At 66.0% G+C, this 21655-nt stretch carries 12 protein-coding genes; 2 read left to right on the forward strand and 10 right to left on the reverse strand.

Translation table 11 applies throughout. The features are described from left to right. Nucleotides 1-1668 (forward strand): urocanate hydratase, encoded by a 1668-nt coding sequence (gene hutU / locus GGQ90_RS05555; protein ID WP_188081371.1) that lies wholly within the window; start codon nt 1-3, stop codon nt 1666-1668. Nucleotides 1669-1687: 19 nt separating this feature from the next. Here the strand turns inward: hutU and GGQ90_RS05560 are convergent, their stop codons facing one another. The 7 genes from GGQ90_RS05560 to GGQ90_RS05590 form a co-directional block, all read right to left on the reverse strand. Next, nucleotides 1688-2698, reverse strand: coding sequence for a family 8 glycosyl hydrolase (locus GGQ90_RS05560; RefSeq protein WP_188081216.1), 1011 nt, complete (start codon nt 2696-2698; stop codon nt 1688-1690). Further along, nucleotides 2688-3152, reverse strand: a complete 465-nt coding sequence (gene bcsD / locus GGQ90_RS05565; protein WP_188081217.1) for a cellulose biosynthesis protein BcsD — start codon at nt 3150-3152, stop codon at nt 2688-2690. Before bcsD ends, GGQ90_RS05560 begins: the two co-directional genes overlap by 11 nt. Next, entirely contained in the window at nt 3152-6523 is a 3372-nt protein-coding gene (locus tag GGQ90_RS05570) for a cellulose biosynthesis protein BcsC (protein WP_188081218.1), read from the reverse strand. The genes bcsD and GGQ90_RS05570 overlap by 1 nt, the downstream gene beginning before the upstream one ends. Further along, on the reverse strand, nt 6520-10887 hold the full coding sequence (gene bcsA, locus GGQ90_RS05575; RefSeq protein ID WP_188081219.1) for a UDP-forming cellulose synthase catalytic subunit: 4368 nt from the start codon (nt 10885-10887) through the stop codon (nt 6520-6522). Before bcsA ends, GGQ90_RS05570 begins: the two co-directional genes overlap by 4 nt. Then, the gene (locus GGQ90_RS05580) at nt 10884-11603 is read right to left on the reverse strand and encodes a ParA family protein (protein WP_188081220.1); all 720 of its coding nucleotides are present in this window, start codon (nt 11601-11603) and stop codon (nt 10884-10886) included. The genes bcsA and GGQ90_RS05580 overlap by 4 nt, the downstream gene beginning before the upstream one ends. Beyond that, on the reverse strand, nt 11603-11953 hold the full coding sequence (locus GGQ90_RS05585; protein ID WP_188081221.1) for a hypothetical protein: 351 nt from the start codon (nt 11951-11953) through the stop codon (nt 11603-11605). Before GGQ90_RS05585 ends, GGQ90_RS05580 begins: the two co-directional genes overlap by 1 nt. 192 nt (nt 11954-12145) lie before the next feature. Further along, complete coding sequence (locus tag GGQ90_RS05590; protein ID WP_188081222.1) at nt 12146-13318, reverse strand: FAS1-like dehydratase domain-containing protein; 1173 nt, start codon at nt 13316-13318, stop codon at nt 12146-12148. Nucleotides 13319-13612: 294 nt separating this feature from the next. Between GGQ90_RS05590 and GGQ90_RS05595 the strand changes: the two genes are divergently transcribed. Beyond that, the gene (locus GGQ90_RS05595; protein WP_188081372.1) at nt 13613-15193 is read left to right on the forward strand and encodes an ATP-binding cassette domain-containing protein; all 1581 of its coding nucleotides are present in this window, start codon (nt 13613-13615) and stop codon (nt 15191-15193) included. Here the strand turns inward: GGQ90_RS05595 and nagE are convergent. The 3 genes from nagE to GGQ90_RS05610 are packed head-to-tail and all read right to left on the reverse strand — an operon-like array spanning nt 15190 to nt 21604. After that, entirely contained in the window at nt 15190-16866 is a 1677-nt protein-coding gene (nagE, locus tag GGQ90_RS05600) for an N-acetylglucosamine-specific PTS transporter subunit IIBC (RefSeq protein ID WP_188081223.1), read from the reverse strand. The two genes, GGQ90_RS05595 and nagE, sit on opposite strands and share 4 nt — an antisense overlap. Further along, complete coding sequence (gene ptsP / locus GGQ90_RS05605; protein WP_188081224.1) at nt 16863-19331, reverse strand: phosphoenolpyruvate--protein phosphotransferase; 2469 nt, start codon at nt 19329-19331, stop codon at nt 16863-16865. Before ptsP ends, nagE begins: the two co-directional genes overlap by 4 nt. Next, nucleotides 19328-21604, reverse strand: coding sequence for a family 20 glycosylhydrolase (locus GGQ90_RS05610; RefSeq protein ID WP_188081225.1), 2277 nt, complete (start codon nt 21602-21604; stop codon nt 19328-19330). The genes ptsP and GGQ90_RS05610 overlap by 4 nt, the downstream gene beginning before the upstream one ends. Between the last annotated feature and the right edge of the window lie 51 nt (nt 21605-21655).

The raw sequence follows: 21655 nt of genomic DNA on the forward strand, positions 1-21655 counted from the left end.
ATGACCCGCATCGACAATAGCCGCATCATCAAGCCCGCCACCGGCACGGAACTTAGCGCCAAGAGCTGGTTGACCGAAGCGCCGCTGCGCATGCTGATGAACAATCTCCATCCCGATGTCGCCGAACGACCCGAGGAATTGGTCGTCTATGGCGGCATCGGCCGCGCGGCGCGCGACTGGGAAAGCTATGACCGGATCGTCGAGGCGTTGAAGCGGCTGGACGACGATCAGACCCTGCTGGTCCAGTCGGGCAAGCCCGTCGGCATATTCCGCACCCATCTCGATGCGCCCCGCGTGCTGATCGCCAACAGCAACCTGGTGCCGCACTGGGCGAACTGGGAGCATTTCAACGAACTGGATAAGCGGGGCCTGGCCATGTACGGCCAGATGACCGCCGGTAGCTGGATCTATATCGGCACCCAGGGCATCGTGCAGGGCACCTATGAAACCTTCGTCGAGATGGGCCGCCAGCATCATGGCGGGAGCTTGAGCGGCAAATGGTTGCTGACGGCGGGCCTGGGCGGCATGGGCGGCGCGCAGCCGCTCGCCGCCGTCATGGCCGGCGCCTCCTGCCTAGCGATCGAATGCCAGCCGAGCCGCATCGAGATGCGCCTGCGCACCGGCTATCTGGATGTCGCCGCCGCGACGATCGAAGAAGCCATGGCCATCATCGAGAAAAGCTGTGCGGACAAGAAGCCCGTATCGGTCGGCCTGCTTGGCAACGCGGCTGAAATCCTGCCGGAAATGTTCGCGCGCGGCATCCGCCCCGACCTGCTGACCGACCAGACCAGCGCCCATGACCCGGTCAATGGCTATCTGCCCGCCGGCTGGACCGTCGCCGAATGGATCGATCGGCGCGAACGCGAGCCCGAAGCGGTAGCAAAAGCGGCCAAGGCCAGCATGGCGATCCATGTCCGCGCCATGCTCGATTTCCAGGCCGCCGGCGTCCCCACGACCGATTATGGCAATAATATCCGCCAAATGGCCAAGGACGAGGGCGTCGACAATGCCTTCGACTTCCCCGGCTTCGTGCCCACCTATATCCGCCCGCTCTTCTGCCGCGGCATCGGCCCGTTCCGCTGGGCCGCGCTGTCGGGCGATCCGGAGGATATCTACAAGACCGATGCAAAAGTGAAGGAGTTGCTGCCCGACAACGCCCATCTCCACAACTGGCTCGACATGGCGCGGGAGAAGATCCATTTCCAGGGCCTGCCCGCGCGCATCTGCTGGGTTGGGCTGGGCGATCGCCATCGCCTCGGCCTCGCCTTCAACGAGATGGTAGCGAGGGGGGAACTCAAGGCCCCGGTCGTCATCGGCCGCGATCACCTCGACAGCGGGTCGGTCGCCTCCCCCAATCGCGAGACCGAGGCGATGATGGACGGGTCGGACGCAGTCAGTGACTGGCCGTTGCTCAACGCGCTGCTCAACACCGCATCGGGTGCGACCTGGGTATCGCTCCACCATGGCGGCGGCGTCGGCATGGGCTATAGCCAGCATAGCGGCATGGTGATCGTTGCCGACGGCACGGCGGAAGCGGCCGCGCGGCTGGAGCGGGTGCTATGGAACGATCCTGCCACCGGCGTGATGCGCCATGCCGATGCGGGCTACGAGATCGCGCGCGACTGCGCCCGCGAAAAAGGTCTGGACCTGCCGGGGATATTGGACTGAGCCACCGGCTCAGCCCCGATCAGGCGAGTTTGCCGGCCAGCATCTGCAGCGAGGCCGCATAATAGTCGGTCGACAGGCCTGCCGGTTGCGGCAGGCCCATGATCTTGCCGGCAATCGCCATGCCGCCCGCCGACAGCGCATAGGGCGCGACCTCCCCGGACTGGACATCGACCCAGGCCGGGATCGGCTGTTGCCGGGTCACATAGCCTTGCCAATAATCCCGGATCGGCTTCAGCAATGCCGCTCGGCGCCCGGCCTGGGCATAGAGCGGCACACGGATCGCGTCGAACCCAAAGCGGGCGGGCTTGCCCACGGCCGGCACGACCATGTCGTACCCCGTCACGTCGACCCAATCGGTCGGCAGCTTGAGCGGGCCGAACTGGGCGGCTGCCATCAGCGCTTCGCTGTCGCTGATGATCCGCCCCCAGGCCGCCTCGCCATCCAGGCGGCGGAAGGCGTCGAGCGCGGGCCAGACGAAATAGGAGGGGTTGAGCGTCACCGCCTCTGGCGTGACGAAGCCCTGCAGGCCGGGCAACAGCAATTTGCGCCCATGGCGTTCCAGCACCAGATGCTGGCGGATGGCGGCGCGGATCTCGGCCGAGCGGGTGGCATAGCGCCCCTCGCCCCAGCTTTTCGCGGCTTCGGCCAGTGCCCAGGCGATGAACAGGTCACCATCGGTCGCATTATTGGTGTCTGCCACCGGATTGGGCTGCCGGGGATCATAGCGCCAGGCGTAAAGCGCCATGTCGGGCCGGACCAGATTAGTATCGGTCCAGTTCAGGATGGCGTCGAACGCTTCCCGGTCGTCATTCCATAGCGCCAGACCCAGGCCATAACCCTGCCCCTCGCTATGGCTGACGCCACCATTGCCATTGTCGACGATCCGACCCGATGGATCGAGAAAGGCCGCCTTGAACCGGGTCCAGTCGCCGTTGGTCACGCCACTGCCCCGCGGCTGACGCGCCTTGGCGCAGGCTGCCGTGAAAACCAGTCCCATCCCCACCAGCAACGCACGCCGGTCAACGCCCATGGCGCAATTCCATCACGCCGTCGCGCCATTGCAGCACGGATGTATGCAGATCCGCGCCGCCGCCCAGCGCCCGGAACCAGGCGTCATAGGCGCCGCGCAGCAGCGGCGGCGCCATGTCCGTCCAGCGGCCATCGACATCGCCCTGGAGCGTTTCGGGCAAGCCGACATGCTGGATCATGATGGCATCGTCCGTCATCCGCAATTGCGCCTCCCCCCAGCCCAACGTCCGCCACAGCCGGTTGATCCGCGCCATCAGCGCATCGCCGTCCGAAATGTCGGCAACCTGCAGCAGCGACGCGATGCGCCGACCGACCGCGCCGAAGAAAGCGTCCGCCTGGCCGCGGGTCGCGGTGCCGAACACCTCACTGCCGATCATCGCGGTCAGCAGCGACAGCCCGTCCATCGTCCATTGATCGGTTTCTGCCGGCTGATATTCCACGGCTTCCCGGATCATCAATTGCCTCCCAGAGACTGTTTGATCCCAATCAGCGACTTGAACTCGTCATAGCTGCCGAAGGTGTTGATGCTCATCTCACCGCCGACCCGCGTGCTGGGACTGACACGATAATAGATCGAGCCGTCCGCCGAAAGGGCAAAGCCGGTCTTGCTCAGACTGTCATAATAGGACCGAACATCGCTGTTCTGGGCCTTGAGCCCGTCGAGCACCGCCTGCGCGGCCGGATCGTTCGGGTAGACGTTGACCTGGTCCTGGCTGTAGCTCTGATAGCCCGGCGCCACGCCGGCCTTCACCTCCAGCAGGTCCGACGCATAGGCATAACGCACCGGCAGGCTGATGCTGAAGAAGCTCTGCGGGCTGAAATAGCCGCCAAAGCCATAGGTGAAGTAGTTCTGATTATTGTCGAAATCCTGATAATTCACGTTGATGCCGCCGGTGATAGAAGACCGATCTCCGCGATAGAAGGGCAGATATCCGCCGACATTGGCCTGGAAGCCATGGTTCCTGCGGACGTCATGCCCGGCATATTTATAATAGGACAGGTCGCCATAGACCCCGGCACCGTCCTGATCATAGGAGAAGGATGCACCGCCGCCGGTCCGCATCACCTGCCCCCACATGGCCCCGGTCACGGGATCGCGTGTGCCAGCATAGGACAGGACACTGTCGGTCACCGGCTTGCGTTCGAACCAGGCGCGGGCCGTTGCATAGGGCGAGAAGCGCGGGCTTATCGCCGCATGCCAGGTCACGTCGCTATCCTCGAAGCCGAGCGGCGTCGTGCCAACCTCCAGCTTCAACAGCGGCGTCTCATAGGCGGCAGACAGCGCCACGCCGGATGCATGCTGGGTGTCCGCCTGCACCAGCGCGGACACCTCCTGATCGACGATCCCCTGCGCTTCCGGCGTTGCGTTACGACCGAAGCGGGCAAGGCCCGATCCGCTGGGGCGACCGGCATCCAGCACCACGGCTTCCGCCTTGGCTTTGATCCGGCCATTGCCAAGGCTGGTGGAAACTTCGGCCGATCCGGTCAGTTCCTTGAGCTCGCTCAGGCCAGTTTCGCCCGATCGTTCACGATAGCCGGTGCGCAATTCGGCGCGCGGGCCACTGTCGCGGGTCAGGGTGCGGATCTCGGTCTGGATGCGATCCATCACCGGATCTCCACTGGCCATCATCGATCCACCGGGCGCCGGCGCGGGCAAGCCAGCGGCCGGATAACCGCCCGGAATCGGCGCAGACTGGGCCACGACCGCCGGCGGAAAGCCGCCGCTTTCGCTGCTTTGAGGGAAAGGCGCGAACGCCATATTGCCAGAAGACGGCGGCGCCTGGCCGCCCAGTCGTGCACCTGACCCCAGCGCGAACGGATTGACCGACGCCGGTGCGGCTGCGGCCGACTGGTTGCGGAACGGGTTGTTGCCCTGCATCGTCGCGGCGAACGGATTGCTGGCGGTAACATTGCCTGCGCCGCTCTGCGCGGCATAGACTTCCTTCGCGCGCTTGAGGTAGCGCAGCGCGGCGCCCTCGTCGCCCCGGGCCTGCTCCATCCGCGCCGCGGCCATGTAGATCTGATAATCATTGGGCGACTGTTGCAAGGCGCGTTCGATCGTCGCGCGCGCCAGATCCTTGTCGCCGGCAGCGCCCGCCGTCTCGATCAGGCCCATCAGCGCACCCTTGTCATTGGGTGACTGGGCCAGAACCAGTTGATAGGTCTGGGCCGCCTGGGCCGGCATGCCGCCCGACTGATAGAGCCGGGCCAGCGCCGCCATCACTTCCTGATTGCCCGGCGCAGCGTTCCACGCGCTTTGCAGCAGGTCGAAGGCCTGGGCGTTCTGGCCGGCCAGACGCAGCCGATCGGCCTGCGACGCAGCCATGATACCGTTCATGCGTGCGACGACGCGCTGGCCGTCGGGCGTATTGCCCGCCAGTTGCGCGGCGCGCTGCACGGCGCTGGTGGCAAAGGCATCGCGCCCGGTCTTGGCCAGCACGCGCACGATCGGCTCATAGCCGGCCGGATCGGTGATGGTCCCGGCGGTCAGCGCCTGCTGCGCCAGTTGCGCGGCCCCCTCCCGGTCACCCAGTTCGAACATCGCATCCGCAACCGCCGCCTGCTTGGTCGGATCGATACCCGGCGTCGCGGCCAACTGGCGCAGCGCCATCAGCGCATCGGCCTGCCGCCCCTGCGCGGCCATCGCCTTGGCCCGCTCGATCGCACCATCCACCTTCAGGCCGACGGCGAAATTGCGCATCTGCTCGGTGCGCTGCATTTCGGGAATGCGCGCCATCAGCGTATCGGCTGCCGACGCCCGCCCGCGATCCGCATTGAGCAGCGCAGCGGCATAGAGCCAGTCCGGGTCGCTCGACGATCCCAGCGAGTTGATCAGTGATTCCGCCTCAGGCAGGCGCTGGCGCTGGATCAGATAACGGGCGAACTCATAACGGATCCACGGATCCTGCTGGTCCAGCAACAGACCGGAATGAAATTCCTGTTCGGCCGTGACGTCATCGCCGCGGGCGGCGGCGGCACGGGCGCGATCGCGCGCCGCCCGGCTCGCCAGGCGACCATCGGACTGCTTGGCCCCCTCATTTGCCTGACGGTAGAGGTCTGCCGCATCGGCATAACGCCCCTGCCGCTCATAGATATCGGCCAGCAATTCGAGCGCCGGGCCACGCTGCGGATAGCCGGAACGGACCAGTGCCTCGGCATCGGCCTGCGCTTCGCCAAGCCGCCCCTGCGCCAGCGCCGCGCGCGCATCGGCCAACCCGCCAAAGAAGCGGGCGGATGCCAGCGCCTGCGCCCATTGGGCCGCCGAACCACGCTGCGACGCCTGATCGAGCAGGTCACGTGCTTCGCCAAAGCGCCCCTGGCGCAAGCGCACCAGGCCAAGACCACCCAGTGCGTCGGCGTCGTTGCGATTGGCCGCCACGGCGCGCTCGAACGCGCGCTCGGCACCATCCAGATCATTGGCGTCGAGCGCCTTGAAACCGCTCGCGCGCGATGCGCCACCGCCAACATTGCCGCTCGGGCGCGCGCTCTGCGTCCGATTTGCCGCCGACGGGGCCGCAGCCGGCGTGGGCGTCGGGCGTGGCGTCGCTTCGGCGCGCCGGGCCGGCGCGGGCGTGGGCTTCGGTGCCGACTGTGCCTTGGGTGCTGGCCCGGCCATCCCCTTGCGCGCTTCGGCATTATTGGGATCAAGCGCCAGCGCCCGGCGATAGGCCTGGTTCGCCAAATCCTGCCGCCCCTTGGACTGCCAGTAGCGGCCCTGTTGAATCAGGGGGGCGACGCCGGGCACTTCGGCCAGCGCCGGCATCGGCGCCATGCCGGCCAGCGCCAGCACAGCGCAGGTGATGCGCAGACGCAAGGTCCGGCTCATGCCTCGTCCTCCTTGCTCAGGCGGCGACGCTGCTGCCGGCCGAGATAGAGATAGAGCGGCCCGGCGAGGATCAGCGCCGCGAGCAGGCCGCATGCCGCCATCAGCAGCGGACTCTGGCTCAGCCAGAAGGCGGCCTTCATCCAGAAGGGCAAATAACCGACCCAATAGCCGGGGCCGACGGCGAAGCTGCTCATCCCGTCGCCGCTGGTGACGGCCAGATCGCCCTGGATCTGGGCGTTTATCTTTGCATCGGCCATGCCGCCGACCAGATCCGGCAATCCGCGCGGGTCATCGGCAAGCAAGGCGACGACGCTTCGGCCGCCCTCGAACGGAGATTCGAATCCGACGATGCCGGCGAAACCACTGGCAGAGGTGACAAATTCCTGCGCATCGCCATCGCCCGACCGATCGAACGGCGAGAAGAAGGCGAAGATGCGTTGAACCGGGCTCATCTCCATGACCCGCAGCCGGCCATTTTCATAGCGGACCGGCGCGCCGGCGAAGAGCTGTTCGGAGCCGGCAACACTGCTCCCGCCGATGACGATGATGTCACGCCCCTGCAGCCGCTCGCCATCAACAGTGTTGGCGACGACCACCCCGGTGACCGGCGCACCGGTGGAATCGCCCATCCGGCCCATCAGCACCAGGAAGGCTTCGACCGCACCGACCGAAGGCTGACCGCCCATCAGCACCGTCGTTTCCGAGAGGTCTGGGCGAATGGTGAAGGGATAGCCCGCACCGGCAAAGGTCGCGAGATCGGGCATGTGCAACGCATGATAGGCGCGGCTGAGGTCGATGCTGCTGGTCGGACGCACGCTCACCCGGACATTGTCGGGCAGCGTGCCTTCACACTTCTTCTTGTCGGCGATGATCAGATTATAGTCGAAGATCAGCTCGTTCTGGCCAAACAGATTATAGCGCGGCAGCACGATCGAGGCGCTGGAATCGTTGGACGATGCCCCCTGCGCCCCGAACAGGCTGTCCCACCAGCCCGCGCCGGCCAGCGGCAAGCTACGCAGATACTGGCTGTTGATCGATACGTCGAGGCGAGAGGCACGACGATCCAGCCATTTGGCTGCCGGATAGCGATAGCGCAGGTCCAGGCGACCGCCCTGGCGCGGCCAGAAGAACAGATCGGGCGCGACCCGGAAGCGGGCGGACAGCGGCCCGGGCGGCAGGCCCATGCCCTGTAGCGCATTGGCATCCATGATCTCGCCCAGTTGCACCGGACGATCGGTGCGCAGCCAGCGCGGCGCGGCATAGCGCGCATAGGTCGGGATGCGGACCCCCTCGAAATTCATCCGCGCGCCGCTCATCACGCCGCGTCCGCTGGCGATCGCCGCGGCGGCCAGTTTCAATTCGCTGGCGTTGCGGCCCATGACCACCAGCAATTCGCCGAACGGATCACGCGGATTGCGGATGACCGTGGCGCTCGGCCCGGTGATCGACAGGTTGAGGCCGGCGATCGGGCGATCGGGCGTCGCGAACAGGATCGCGTTGCCGGTCGGGATTTGGTTGTAGACCGGCTTGAACGAGAAACCGCGATAGCTCGCTTGCGCGCCCAGCCACGAAGCCAGGCTGGCGGCCGCCTCAAGCTCCCCTGCGCGCGGTGCACCGGCAAAGACGAAGGGCAGGCGCAGCGGCAGATTATCGTGCCGGTCGAAGAACGGCCCGGGCAGTCGGCCAAGGTCCGGCGCCATCGGCAGGGTCTGGACCGTCAGGTCGAACCAGGAGCGCACATTGCTGATATTGGCCCAGAGCGAACTGTGGAACGGATCCTCGCAATCGCGGGCATAATGGCCGACCAGGCGCAGGTTCAGCTGGTTGTCACCCGGCAGGAACAGGGCCGGATTGACCGGAATGGTCAGGTTCTGACCACCGGACTCGCCCGGGTTCAGGCGAATCGTCCGCACCACTTCGCCATTCAGCAGCACAACCATCTGGCTGAGATCACCCAGCATGGCCGGCGACCAGGCGAAATTCAGCGTCAGGCTGCTGTCGGTCACCACCTCGTTCCGGCGCAGGCCGAAAGGAATGCCGATTTCGCCGCGCGTGCCGGCCAGGCGGATCGGCATCTTGACCTGCAGGTCGCGGAAGCTCAGCCGTTGCTTCTGCACGCCCGCCGTCGTGGCGGGGGCGAGCGTTGCGGCCGGAACCGCCGCGCCTTGCGCGAAAGCGCGCTCACTACCAGCGATCGTCAGGCCAGCCATTGCCGCAAGTCCAAGCAGCGCGACGGCCGCCTGCTTTGCGGCGGCAGCGAGACGCACCGCCTTCTTCTGCTTGCGGCGCTCGGTGCGGTTGAGCCGGAACAGGCGCTTCAGGGTCATATAGTCGACCACGATGATATCCCAGAGAGAGTGCAGGGCCGAAACCGGTTTGCGGGGTGCGACGGGCTGCCAGGCATCGGCCCGGCCCATCACCGCGCGGACGAGATGGCGCGAAGAGATCATGTCCAGTTCCTGGAAGCGCAGATTGACTTCGCCCCGATCGAACCGGACCATTTCGACCGGGATCGTCAGCTTCTCGTCGCCCATCGGCAGCGACATGTGCGACACGCGGCGATCCCGCAGCGGGAAGTCAGGCGGCACGGCAATCGCGGCGCCCCCCATGGAGATGTCGATCGTCGTCGCGTCGATCACATAGCCATCGGCCATGTAGAGTGTGACCGGCAATTCGGTGACGATGCGGATATATTCGCGCGCCTGCCGTGTCTCGCGCGCGACCGAGACGGCCGCGATCAGAATGATCAGGCTGAACACGGCCCAGACGACGTTCAGCACCAGCGTATCGGTCTGGATGTTGAACAGATGGGGGAAGAAGACCCGCTTCACGATCGCCAACCCGATGCCGAAGAGGATGAGGCCGATGCAGATCAGGTGCGGGCGGACCGTCGACAGGTCGAAATAGGTCCGGTCGAGCAGGCTGCCCTTGTCCGTTACGTTGAACTTGCCCTTGCGCGGCTGGAAGAAGGTCATGACCGTCGGCCGCGCGAGGTGGAAGGCCAGGATCGTCTCGTAGATTTCGCCCCAGAAAGGCCGGCGATCGCCGCCCTGCGTATTGGCCGAGGATGTCATCGAACAGACCAGGTGCGGCAGCGCATAGGCAAAGATCAGCGAGGCCGAGGCATGGATGATGTTCTGGCCGAAGATCAGATAGGCGAGCGGACTGGTCAGGAACACGATCCGCGGCAGCGGAAACTGGAAATGCAACATCGCGTTCAGGTAACAGAGCCGCTGTTGCCAATTGAGGCCGCGCCCGAACAACGGATTGTCGATGCGCAAAATCTGGGTCATGCCACGCGCCCAACGGATGCGCTGGCCGATATGCAGCACCAGTCGCTCGGTTGCGAGACCAGCGGACAGGCGCGCACCGATATAGGCGGTGTTCCAGCCCATGCGCTGCAGCTTGAGCGCGGTATGCGCGTCCTCGGTCACCGTCTCGCCGGCAAAACCGTTGGTCTGGGCCAGCGCATCGCGGCGGATGACGGCACAGGAGCCGCAGAAGAAAGTCGCGTTCCACAAGTCGTTACCCGACTGGACCGCACCATAGAAAAGATCGCCCTCACCCGGCAGGTCGCGCACCGTGCCCAGATTGCGCTGAGCGGGGTCGGGGGAATAGAAATGGTGCGGCGTCTGCATCAGCGCCAGCTTGGGATCCTGCTGGAACCAGCCGACGGTCATCTGCAGGAAGGCGCGGGTCGGCACATGGTCGCAATCGAAGATGGCGATCAGTTCGCCATTGGTCTTCTTCATCGCAGCGTTGAGATTGCCGGCCTTGGCATGAAGATTATCGCCACGGGTGAGGTAGCCGCAGCCCGCCTGACGCGCGAACGCCTGGAATTCCGGCCGGCGGCCGTCATCCAGGATGAAGACGCGAAAGCGATCGGCCGGGTAGTCCATGTCCATCGCCGCGAAGACGGTGTTGCGGACGATCTCCAGGCTTTCATTATAGGTCGGGACATACACGTCGACGCTGGGCCACTGGTCGGGTTCGCCTTCGATCTCCACCACTTCGCGGTCGAGCGGCCAGCCGGTCTGCAGGAAACCCAGCACCAAAATCAACCAGGCATAGACTTCCGCCAGATACAGGCCCGATCCCAGCAAAAACTCCGCCAATGTGCCGAATTCCAGCGTTTCGGTGGTGCGCCAGAACATGTAGCGGGTCGACACGATCATCGACAGGATGGCGAGGACCAGCAAGGCGCGACGGCTGCGCATCCGCCCCAATATGGTCGCGCCAAAGATGGTGAGCGCCGCAAATATCCATTGCGCTTCCAAATCGAGCGGCACGGTGATCGCCAACAGCGCAAAGAGCGCAGCGACGACCAGCAATAGATTGCCCAGGATCGCATGCCGGGATTTCACGACGCGGTCTCCTCCGGTGCCTCGACCAGGCCCGCAGCCTGCTCCACCGCTATAACCAGCTTGCGCAGATCATTCAGGGCGACGCTCGCCGGAGCGAAGCGCGCCAGCGGCTCGAACATAGCGCTGGCCTCGTTCACCGCTTCGTCGCGGCGAACTGTGCCCAACAGCTTGCTGCCCAGCAGTTCGCGCAGGAAGATATGGGTGTGTCGCGATAGGCGATGTGCATCGTCCAGATGGTTGAGCACAAAGCCCGTCTTCACCAGATCGATCGTCGCGGTGCCCGGCTCTACCTTCGGCAGGGCCGCCAATGATCCGGGCCGGGGATGCATGGGACAAATATGCAGGACCGCGTGTGGCAGCAGCATGTCCTTGGTCTCGCGATCACCCGCTGCGACATCGGCGATAAAGATTTTCTTGCGGGCGAAGGGAGAATGATCCGGCCGGTCCAGCAAATCCCGGAAAGCCGCATCGTGCTGCAGACCATAGGCCGAAAACAGGGCCACGCCGGACACGGCGATCTGTTCCGCACTGCCGTCGTTCAGTTCCGGCAGATTTTGCGCGGGAGTCAGGCCGAAATAGAGCTTGAGCGAGTCCTGATAGGTGAAATCGAGCGCGCTGACATCATGGCCGCGCTGGGCCAGATGGATCGCAAGCTGGGCCGCGATGAAGCTGGTGCCGACGCCGCCCTTGGGCGAATGACAAAGGATTAGCGGCATCAATAGTCTCGCTTGTTCGGATCGTTCGACAGGTGGCCCAGGAAGTCGCGAAGGTTGCCGCGTTCCGCAGCGGGCGGCGGAGCGTCCTGATAGGCATCGAACATGCTGGTCACGGTGGCGCTGGGGCTGCGCATCGCAGATTGCTCGGGCTCGGCCCGACGCACTGCCAGGACAGCCTCGGCCTCACGCGCTTCCAGCTTGGACAGGGGGCGGCCGACAACGCGCGGATCGGTGAGAAGGGCCTCGAAAATCGGCCACAATTCCATATCCGCAAAACTGTCCGCGAACTCGCGATAACGAAAATCCCGGCGCCCCAGCCGGGCCAAAAGGCTTTCTGCGTCGGAGCGCATGGCCCTGTTCTCCCTGATATCCAAGGAAAACCTAGAGTAAAATGGTTAACAAAATCTTTAGAAATTCGAAGAAGTTGCGGCATTGCGGGCGCTACGTGCGACGTACCGTTCGTCGCACGTAGCCAAATCCCTTTTTGCTTCAACATCTTGGCGATGCAGGGCGATCAAACCACGCCGCATGACCGGCGCCGCCTATTTGCGCGGCAATGCAATTTCCGCCTTGGCCGTCGCCAAAGTCGTACCCAATTGATTGATCATCCGGCAATCGATCTGCACGACGTCGCGACCATCTTCGTCCACGAACTTGTCGATGACCGTACCGGTCATGATCGTGATATCGCCGGTAAAGGCCGGTCCGCGATAGGAGGCGACCGAATGGGTCACCATCCCCCACTCGCCCGCCCAGCCCGCCAGATAATCAACGATCCAGGCCCCCATCGACGCGCCATAGCCATAGGCGCGCGGCATGCCGATGAACCGCGCCCAGCGCGGGAAGAGATGCCCACGCGACGGACCGAAATAGGCGCCATCGGTCAGTTCGGGATTGATCCGCTCCATCACCGGGTCATTTTCATGGCCCGCCATTTCCTTGACGAAGCCCAGAGCTTCCATGTCCAGGTCCGTCCGACGATGGGTGCCGCCCCAGATGGTGAAGAGATAGGCGCGCCATTCGGTGGTGAAGCTGGCAATGCTGTGCGGGCCGAACACGCGTTCAGGCAGCGCATCGCCGACCTGAATGTCGTCCCAGTAGCGCTTGCCATGACCCAGGTCGTGCAGCATCTGCACCCAGTTGAACTTGCGATCCTGTATCTGTGCCAGTTCCTCGTCGGTCCATACCGGATCCTCGGTGCCCTCGACCACGTCACTGGTCTTCTCGCGTCCAGCCTCGGCCAGATAGCGGATCGAGGTCGAGCGCTGCTTGGCGATCAGTTCGCCATTCTGATTGTAATAATTATTGTCGCCGCGCTGGAAGCAGGTCGGCCCGGCGAACTTGGTGTCCTTGACCGTATAGTCGAACGGAATGCGCTCATTATGGACCAGGTCGCCGCCCTGGATGCGCGGGCCATAGAACCACCATTCGTCGCCGCCGAACAGCAGGTGCGAATTGGGGATGGCGCCGACGCAGGCCGGCCCCGCGCCATGGCCATCATCCATCGTCACGGCAAAGCTCTGCGGCGCAACCAACTTGCCCCAGCGCCCTTCGGCGGCATAGTCGGCATCATAGTGCAGCAGGTTGGGATAATGCATCGCCTGCGCCCAGCGGCGGATGTCATTATTGTGGATCGGCTCGCGCATCCGCGCGGGCTGCATCGGCTTGCCGAGATATTGGTCGATGTCCGAACAGTCGAAGACGGCAGTGCTCATGGTTCCCCTCCGAGGAAATATTTGTTCCTCCCTGCCATGGCGGAGCCACGCCCGGCGGCACAAGTCCGAGGCCAGCGGCAGCACGCTCGCCTTCCATGGAAAATACCTCGACAAACCGCAGAAAAGCGCGATTTTTCATCGTTTATCGCGATGCCGATGTTTGACCTGTGCCGCCCGGCGCTTGAACAGGGCGCCGATCGCGGCTAGTTTAGCCGCTCAATTCACAGAAAATGAGACGTGCCGTGGATTTCACCCTGACCGCAATGCCGATCCGCACCGCTGCCAGGGAAATCCATATTCATGCCCGCCATATTCTGTTCCAATCTCGGCTGGACCACGCCTGACGGCCAGTCCGTCCTTTCCGGTCTAGACCTTCGTTTTCAGAGCGAACGCACCGCCCTTGTCGGCCGCAACGGCGTCGGCAAGACGACCCTGCTGCGCCTGATCGCCGGCGATCTCACCCCCAGCAGCGGCAGCATCACCGTGCAGGGTCGGATCGCCCGTCTGCGCCAGGCCGTGCAGTTCGGCGCGGATGAGCGCATTGCTGATCTGTGGGGCGTCGCCGATGCCATCGCCCTGCTCCGCCTTGCCGAAAGTGGCGATGCCACCGCCGAGCAACTGGCCGATGCCGACTGGACGCTCGAAAGCCGGATCGACGCCGCGCTGGAGCGGGTCGGGCTCGATGCCGGGCCGGATACCCGGCTTTGCACCCTGTCGGGCGGCCAGCGCACCCGCGCCGCGCTTGCCGGCGCGATCCTCGACGCGCCCGATTTCCTGCTGCTCGACGAACCGACCAACAATCTCGACCGGGCCGGGCGCGCGGCCGTTGCCGAACTGGTCGATGGCTGGCGCGCCGGGCTGATCCTGGTCAGCCATGATCGCGAACTGCTGGAATGGGTCGACGCGATCGTCGAACTCACCAGCCTTGGCGCGCAACGCTATGGCGGCAACTGGTCCCATTATCGCGAGCGCAAGGCGGTCGAACTTTCCGCCGCCGCCCATGATCTCGACATCGCGGAACGACAGGTGAAGCAGGCCGCGCGCAAGGCCCAGGTCGCGACCGAGCGCCAGCAGCGACGCGACGCCGCCGGTGCCCGCAAGGGCGCGCGCGGCGACATGCCCCGCATCCTGATCGGCGCGCGCAAGAACCAGGCGGAATCCTCTTCCGCCGCCGGTCGCCATGTCGCGGAGCGGCTGCGCGCAGACGCAGAGGATCAGGCGCAGGCCGCGCGCAGCCGGGTAGAGATATTGGAACCGATCCGCATCGCCCTGCCCTCGACCGGCCTTGCGCCGGATCGGGTCGTGCTGCGCCTCGCCGATGTCAGCGTCGGCCATGATCCCGCCACACCCTTGCTGGAGCATGTCGAGCTGCTGGTCGAAGGCCCGGAGCGTATCGCCATCACCGGCCCTAATGGATCGGGAAAGACCAGCCTGCTCGCGACCATGGCCGGCACACTGCCTCCGCTGGCCGGGCAGATCGACCGGCCGGTGCGCCATGCCGTGCTGGAACAGAGCGCCGCGCTGCTCGATCCGGCGCTGTCGATCGCGGACAATCTCGCCCGGCTGCATCCCGAACTGGACGAGAATGGCCGGCGTGCCCTGCTCGCCCATTTCCGTTTTCGGGGCGACGCCGCGCTACAGCGGGTTGGGAGCCTCAGCGGCGGGCAGATGCTGCGCGCAGGGCTCGCCTGCGTGCTGGGCAACGCGCCGCCGCCGCTCTTGATCCTCGACGAGCCGACCAACCATCTCGACCTCGAAGCGATCGAGGCGGTGGAGGCCGGGCTGCGCGGCTATGACGGCGCCCTGCTGGTCGTCAGCCATGACGAGCGTTTTCTCGACGCGATCGGCATCAGCCGACGAATTGCGCTGGGTTAGACTGCCCGCAGCGCGTCCGCCAGCGGCTCTGCCTGATCGCCCAGGATCAGGTGCAGCCACCCATCGGCCGATGCCGGCAAGACCCAGGCCTTGACCCCGGCGCCCCGCAACGCCGCCGCATCCACGGTAGCGGGCCGATCGACGCGCACCAACAGGCGCGTGCCGCGCGGCTCGACCGCGCGCACGCCGGCGCCCTTGAGCAGCGCGACCAGATCGGACGTGCCCGCGATCGGCGCCGGATCATGCCCGGTCAGCGCGCTGCGGATCTCCGCCGCAACCTGATCGGCGATCGGCCCCAGCACGACCTGGAAGCCGCCATCGCGCAGGCGGACGATGCCCCGCGCACCAAGCGCCCGCAACCGCGCCTCGTCCACGATCGTGCTGTCGCCCAATACCAGCCGCAGCCGGGTAGTGCAGGCATCGACCGATCGGACATTGGCCTTCCCGCCCAAGGCCGCGACCATCGCCGGTCCGCGCGCGCCGGACGTGCTCGGCACATCCTCGGTCGCCGCCAGTTCATCCTCGCGCCCCGGCGTCTTCAGGTTGAAGCGGCGGATGCACCAGCTAAAGGTGGCATAATAGACAGCGAAATAGACAAGCCCGACCGGGATCAACATCAGCGACTTAGTCGCAAGGCCATAGTTCATCAGATAGTCGAACAGGCCGGCGGAAAAGCCGAAGCCCAGCTTCACGCCCAGCGCGTCCATGACGACCATCGACAGGCCGGTCAGCACCGCATGGACGACATAGAGGATTGGCGCCAGGAAGATGAAGCTGAACTCGATCGGCTCGGTCACGCCGGTAAGGAAGGAAGTGAGCGCGAGGCTGAGCAGCAGACCGCCGACCCGCTTGCGCTGATCCGGCAAGGCGGTGCGATACATGGCGAGGCAAGCGGCGGGCAGGCCGAACATCATCACCGGGAAGAAGCCCGACATGAAACCACCGGCGGTCGGATCGCCCGCGAAGAAGCGCTTGATATCGCCGGTCGCGCCATGGAAATCGCCGAGCAGGAACCAGGCGACATTGTTGATGATATGGTGCAGCCCGGTAATCAGCAGCAGGCGGTTGAGCAGGCCATAGACGAACAGGCCGAGCGGCCCGGCGGCCACCACCCACTGGCTGAGGCGATCGATCCCCGCCTCGATCCAGGGAAAGCCAAGGCCGAACATCAGCGCACCGAACAGGCCGGCCAGCCCCGCAACGATCGGCACGAAACGCCGCCCTGCGAAGAAGGCCAGATAATCGGGCAGCTTGATGTCGGAAAAGCGGTTGTAGAGCAGCCCGGCAACGATGCCGGAGAGGATACCGGCAGGAACGGAGACCTTGGCGATTTCCTTGGCGCGCCAGGCGGCCTGCGCCGCCTCCGCCACGTCGGGCGGCAGGACCAGCAACACCTTTGCGCCCTCGGTCGTCACCAGGTAGGCGATCACCCCGGCGAGGCTCGCCGCGCCATGATTTTCGCGGGCGAGGCCGACGGCGACACCGGCGGCGAAGAGCAGGCCAAGATTGGAAAAGATCGCGTCGCCCGCCGCCGCAACGAAGGGAATGGCGAGCATGTCGGGCTGGCCAAGGCGCAGCAGCAGCGCCGCGATCGGCAACACCGCGATCGGCAGCATCAGCGCCCGGCCAAGCGGCTGCAGCCGGGCCAGCAGGGTGGCGGGACGGAAGCTCATGCCAGGACTCCTTGGGCCATCGCACGCACGGCGGCGGCACTTTCGGCGGCGCAGGCACGCTCCGCCAGGTCGATGCAGCGGTCCCTGTCGAGGGTGCGCACCACCGCCTTCAGCCGGGCGATGGCGGCCGGGGTGGCGGACAATTCGGTGATGCCCAGGCCGATCAGGATCGGCGCGGCGAGCGGATCGGAGGCAAGCCCCCCACAGACGCCGGCCCAGCGGCCATGGCGCTGCGCCCCGCGCCCGACCTCGCGGATCAAACGCAGCACGGCGGGATGCAGCGCATCGATCCGGTGCGACACCGCCGCGTTGCCGCGATCGACCGCCAGCGTATATTGGGTCAGGTCATTGGTGCCGACCGACAGGAAATCGGCCTCAACCGCCAGCATGTCGGCCAGCATCGCCGCCGCCGGCGTCTCGATCATCACGCCCAGCGGCACGGGCGCATCGATGCCCAGCGCTGCCTTCTCCGTGTCCAGCATCGTCCTGACCGCGCGATAGTCGGACAGGTCCACGATCATCGGCAGCATGATGCGGCACTGATCCGCCGGCACGGCGCGCAGGATCGCGCGCAACTGCACCTGCATCAGGTCCGGCCGGGCGAGGCTGAGGCGCACGCCGCGCAGGCCCAGCGCCGGATTTTCCTCAGCCGCCATCGGCAGATAGGGCACCGGCTTGTCGCCGCCAATGTCGAGCGTGCGGACGATCAAGGGCCGTTCGCCCAATGTCGTTGCGATACCGGAATAGATTTCCCGTTGTTCGGCCTCGTCCGGCGCCTCGGCCCGCTCCAGGAACAGGAATTCGGTGCGCAGCAGGCCGCAGCCCTCCGCCCCGGCCGCCACGGCGGCGGCGGCATCGGCCTGCGATCCCAGATTGGCAAAAATCTCGATCCGGGTGCCGTCGGCCATGCGGCAATCGGCATGGGCCTGCGCCCGGTCGCGGCTGCGCTGTTCGCGTGCGGCGGCAATCCGTTCGCTGACCTCGGCCAAGCTTTTCACGCCCGGATCAGCATCGATCCGCGCTCCGTCCGCGTCGAGAATGACCGTGTGCCCCTCGGCGATGGCCAGCACATCCCGCCCGGCGGCGGCCAGCATCGGGATGCCGGCCGACGCCGCGAGGATCGCGACATGGGAAGTGGGACCGCCGGCCGCCGTGCAGATTCCGGCCAGACGGTCCCTATCGAGCGCCAGGAACTGCGAGGGGAGCAGATCCTCGGCGATCAATATGCTTTGAGGGGGCAGCACCGGCACCGCGCTGGCCTCTGTGCCGAGCAGCGCGGCGATCAACTGCCGCTCGATATCGATAAGGTCGGCGACACGTTCCATCAGCAGCGCATCGCCGGTCGCGCGGATCGCCTCGGCCGCCTGCGCCGTCGCCTGGCGCCAGGCAAAGGCGGCGCTGCGCCCGGCATCGATCTGATGCCCGGCCGCCTCGGCCAGTTCCGGGTCGGGCAGCAGCGCACGATGCGCCGCCGCGATCTCGGCCGCCAGGCCATGGCCCGCCGACAAGTCGGCATCGACCGCCGCCATTGCCCGCGCCAGCGCCGCATGTTCGACCGCCCCGCCCTGTCCGTCGCGCGGCACATCGACATCGGCGACGCGCAGTTGCACCACCTGCCCGATCGCCAGCCCCGGCGCGGCCATCACCGGGCCATGCTGCGGCACGACCGGCGCTGGCGCAGGATGATCGGCCTTCGCCTCCTCGCCCAGGCCCGCTGCGATCAGCGCGACCAGTGCCTCGACCGCTGCGCGGGCATCGCTGCCCTCGCCCCGGATGATGATCTCATCGCCGCAGCGCACACCCAGGCCAAGCAGCGCGACCGTGCTGCGCGCATTGGCGCTCTTGCCGTCCCGCACGATCGACACCGGCGCGACGAAGGTGCGCAGCAGGGCCGCGATCCGCGCCGCCGGACGGGCATGGATGCCATGGGGTGCATCCACCCGCACGACCCGTTGATGGCTGTCACCTTCGCCGTCACCCTTGACCGCTGCAGGTGCCAAGGCCGTGATCCGCGCAACGCCGTCCTGCCAGCCGACGAGCCGATCGAGCAGCTCCAGCGACAGCGCATAGCCCTCACCCGCCAACACCACCGGGGTGAGCAGCGCCTTCGCCCCCTCCGCCACGGCATCAAGATCGAAACCGATCAGCAAGTCTCCGACCGCAACGACATCGCCCGGCTTCACTTTTGGCGCGAAACCCTTGCCGCCCAGCGTCACCGTCTCCAGCCCGACATGGATCAGCAGTTCCGCGCCATTGGCGAGGCGCAGCGAGACCGAATGGCCGGTCGGCGCCACCGTCAGCACGGTCGCGTCGGCCGGGGCGCGGACTTCGCCTTCGATCGGGTCGATGGCAAAGCCCTCACCCATCATCCGCTCGGCAAAGACCGGATCGGGCACGCTTTCGATCGGTGCCAGCCAGCCCGTCAGGGGCGCGCGCAACGTCACGCTGGCCATCATCCCGCTCATGGGATCAGTTCCACCTGCTTGATCGCCCATAGGGGCTCAACATCCTTCGCCGTATAGGTGATGCACAATGTTTCCCTGCCGCTGCGCGGCGCGATCGGCGCGACCAGGCGGGTCACTTCCGGATTGCCGACCGCCGGCGCCAGCGGCAGCACGGCGATGCGCTCGCCCTCGCAACTGCCGGCGCGCACTTCAACTTCGCCCGCCGGGGTCGCCGGAGAGCGGAAATGGATAGCGTCGCGATCCTTGCCGATCTGGAAATTGAACGGCAACTGGCCGACATCGATGGCGATCTTCGACGCGCCACCGAGCGGGGCGTCGGCATAGAGCCAGCAGGGATCAAGGATATCGGTCAGGAAATGCGCCCGCTCGCCCTGCGCCGGCGCATCATCCTCCAACGAGAGCACCACCTTGTTGGCGCAGCTCGCCAATTGCTCATCAGTGCGGCGGCGCAGGAAGGAAGCGTCCAGGCCAATGTCGATCGCGCCGGACATCATCCCGCCGCGCCAGGCGGTGCCGGCGCGCAGCCGGGTACCCACCGGCAGGCTGAGGCCGCCCTTGTAGACCGGCGCGCGCGGCGTCACAGCGCTGCCGTCCAGCGTATAATGGATCGAAAAGCCCGACTGGCTTTCCAGCGTCACCCGCGCCGCCTTGTCGCCCGGCGCATAGTCGGTCTTTGCCGTCACCGTCAGCGCGCTGATCGCGGGCTTGAGGCCCAGCGTCCCCATGCGCGCCATCTGCGGCACCAACCGGTCCATGAAGCCGGCGAAATCATGGCTTGCGACCGGCGACCAGCCGATTTCGGCGACGGCGCTGCCGCGCGGGAATTGCTGCCATTGGGCGCGTTCCTCGGTGCGAACATGTTCGGTGAAGAGATTGCCCTGCAGCCCCAACATATGCTGCTGCTCGGCGGCACTCAGTCCTCCGGGCTCGGGATTGAAGTCATAGACGCGGCGCAGGTCCGACAGATGGCCACGCCCCGGCGGTTCCAGCGGCCCGAAGCCCTGGCGATTGTCGAAATAGAGGATCGGCGCCGGGCTCAATATCGCGTCATGGCCGGACTTGGCGGCGGTCACCGCCCCCTCGATCCCGCGCCAGGAGGTGATGGTGGCGTGGGGCGAAGCGCCGCCTTCCAATATCTCGTCCCAGCCGATCGGCTTGCGGCCATGTTTCGTCAGGAAATCGTCGATGCGGTGCATGAACCAGCCCTGCATCGCATCTTCACTGCTGATGCCCAGCGCCTTCATCTTCGCCTGCATCGTCGGCGAGGATTTCCACTGGTCCTTCACCGCCTCGTCGCCGCCGATATGGATATAGGGCGACGGAAACAGCGCCATCACGTCGGTCAGTACATCTTCGAGGAAGCTGAAGGTCGCATCATCGGCATTGTAGAGCCAGGGGAAGACGCCCCAGTCGGACTCCGTGCCCGGCGGGATCGGCACGCCCATGCCCAGCGCGGGATAGGCGCGGATCGCCGCCAGCGCATGGCCGGGCATCTCGATTTCCGGCACGATCATGACGCCGCGCGCGGCGGCATAGGCGACGATCTCGCGGATTTCGGCCTGGGTGTAGAAGCCGCCAACCTTGGGCAGCGGTGGCGCGCCGGGCGCTCCGGCGGGCACGCGCCAGGCAGAGACTTCCGTGAGGCGCGGATATCTGGGGATCTCGATGCGCCAGCCCTGGTCATCGACCAGATGCCAGTGCAGCCGGTTGAGCTTGTTGACCGCCATCCAGTCGATCAGCTGACGGACATAGGCGGGCGACTGGAAATGGCGGGCGCTGTCGAGCATCAGCCCGCGCCACTGGAAGCGCGGCGCGTCGGCAATCTGCATCGCCGCGACCGATACCGGGCCGGCCGCCTGATCCTGCGTCATCGCCTGCCACAGCGTCACCGCGCCGTAGAGCAGGCCAGCATCGTCGACAGCGGCGATTACTGCGCCCTTGTCCGTCACGTCCAATATGTAGGATTCAGCCGCGCCAGTCTTCGCACGACGGAATGATATGGCATCGCCGCCATCATCGCCCGTCTCGATCCGGGGACGAAAGCCCCGGCTGCGCGCGACCAGGTCGGCGAACCGCTCGGCCGCGTTACGGGCCGCGGCATCACCGGCAGGCACCCGGACCGGGGTAACGGATGTAATCTGGAAACTGCCCTGTCCCTCGCGCATCTGCGCGGGCACCGGCAACAGGCGGGGCAGTTCGGCGATGGCCGGGGGGGTGGCGATGCCGGACAGCATCAGCGACGCAAGCAGCGTCAGGCGGCGGGCACGGATCACGAAACAGGCTCCCGAAAATAGCGTGCCCCTGCCACGCCGCGCAGGTGCGAC

Source organism: Sphingobium scionense (assembly GCF_014197035.1).
In the GTDB taxonomy this organism is placed as follows: Bacteria; Pseudomonadota; Alphaproteobacteria; order Sphingomonadales; family Sphingomonadaceae; genus Sphingobium; species Sphingobium scionense.

Bases quoted from the DNA above. Each gene is read 5' to 3' on its own strand.
- GGQ90_RS05570 (WP_188081218.1), bottom strand. From the start codon at position 6,523: ATGAGCCGGACCTTGCGTCTGCGCATCACCTGCGCTGTGCTGGCGCTG.
- ptsP (WP_188081224.1), bottom strand. From the start codon at position 19,331: ATGAGCGGGATGATGGCCAGCGTGACGTTGCGCGCGCCCCTGACGGGC.
- nagE (WP_188081223.1), bottom strand. From the start codon at position 16,866: ATGAGCTTCCGTCCCGCCACCCTGCTGGCCCGGCTGCAGCCGCTTGGC.
- GGQ90_RS05590 (WP_188081222.1), bottom strand. From the start codon at position 13,318: ATGAGCACTGCCGTCTTCGACTGTTCGGACATCGACCAATATCTCGGC.
- GGQ90_RS05585 (WP_188081221.1), bottom strand. From the start codon at position 11,953: ATGCGCTCCGACGCAGAAAGCCTTTTGGCCCGGCTGGGGCGCCGGGAT.
- hutU (WP_188081371.1), top strand. From the start codon at position 1: ATGACCCGCATCGACAATAGCCGCATCATCAAGCCCGCCACCGGCACG.
- GGQ90_RS05580 (WP_188081220.1), bottom strand. From the start codon at position 11,603: ATGCCGCTAATCCTTTGTCATTCGCCCAAGGGCGGCGTCGGCACCAGC.
- GGQ90_RS05560 (WP_188081216.1), bottom strand. From the start codon at position 2,698: ATGGGCGTTGACCGGCGTGCGTTGCTGGTGGGGATGGGACTGGTTTTC.
- bcsD (WP_188081217.1), bottom strand. From the start codon at position 3,152: ATGATCCGGGAAGCCGTGGAATATCAGCCGGCAGAAACCGATCAATGG.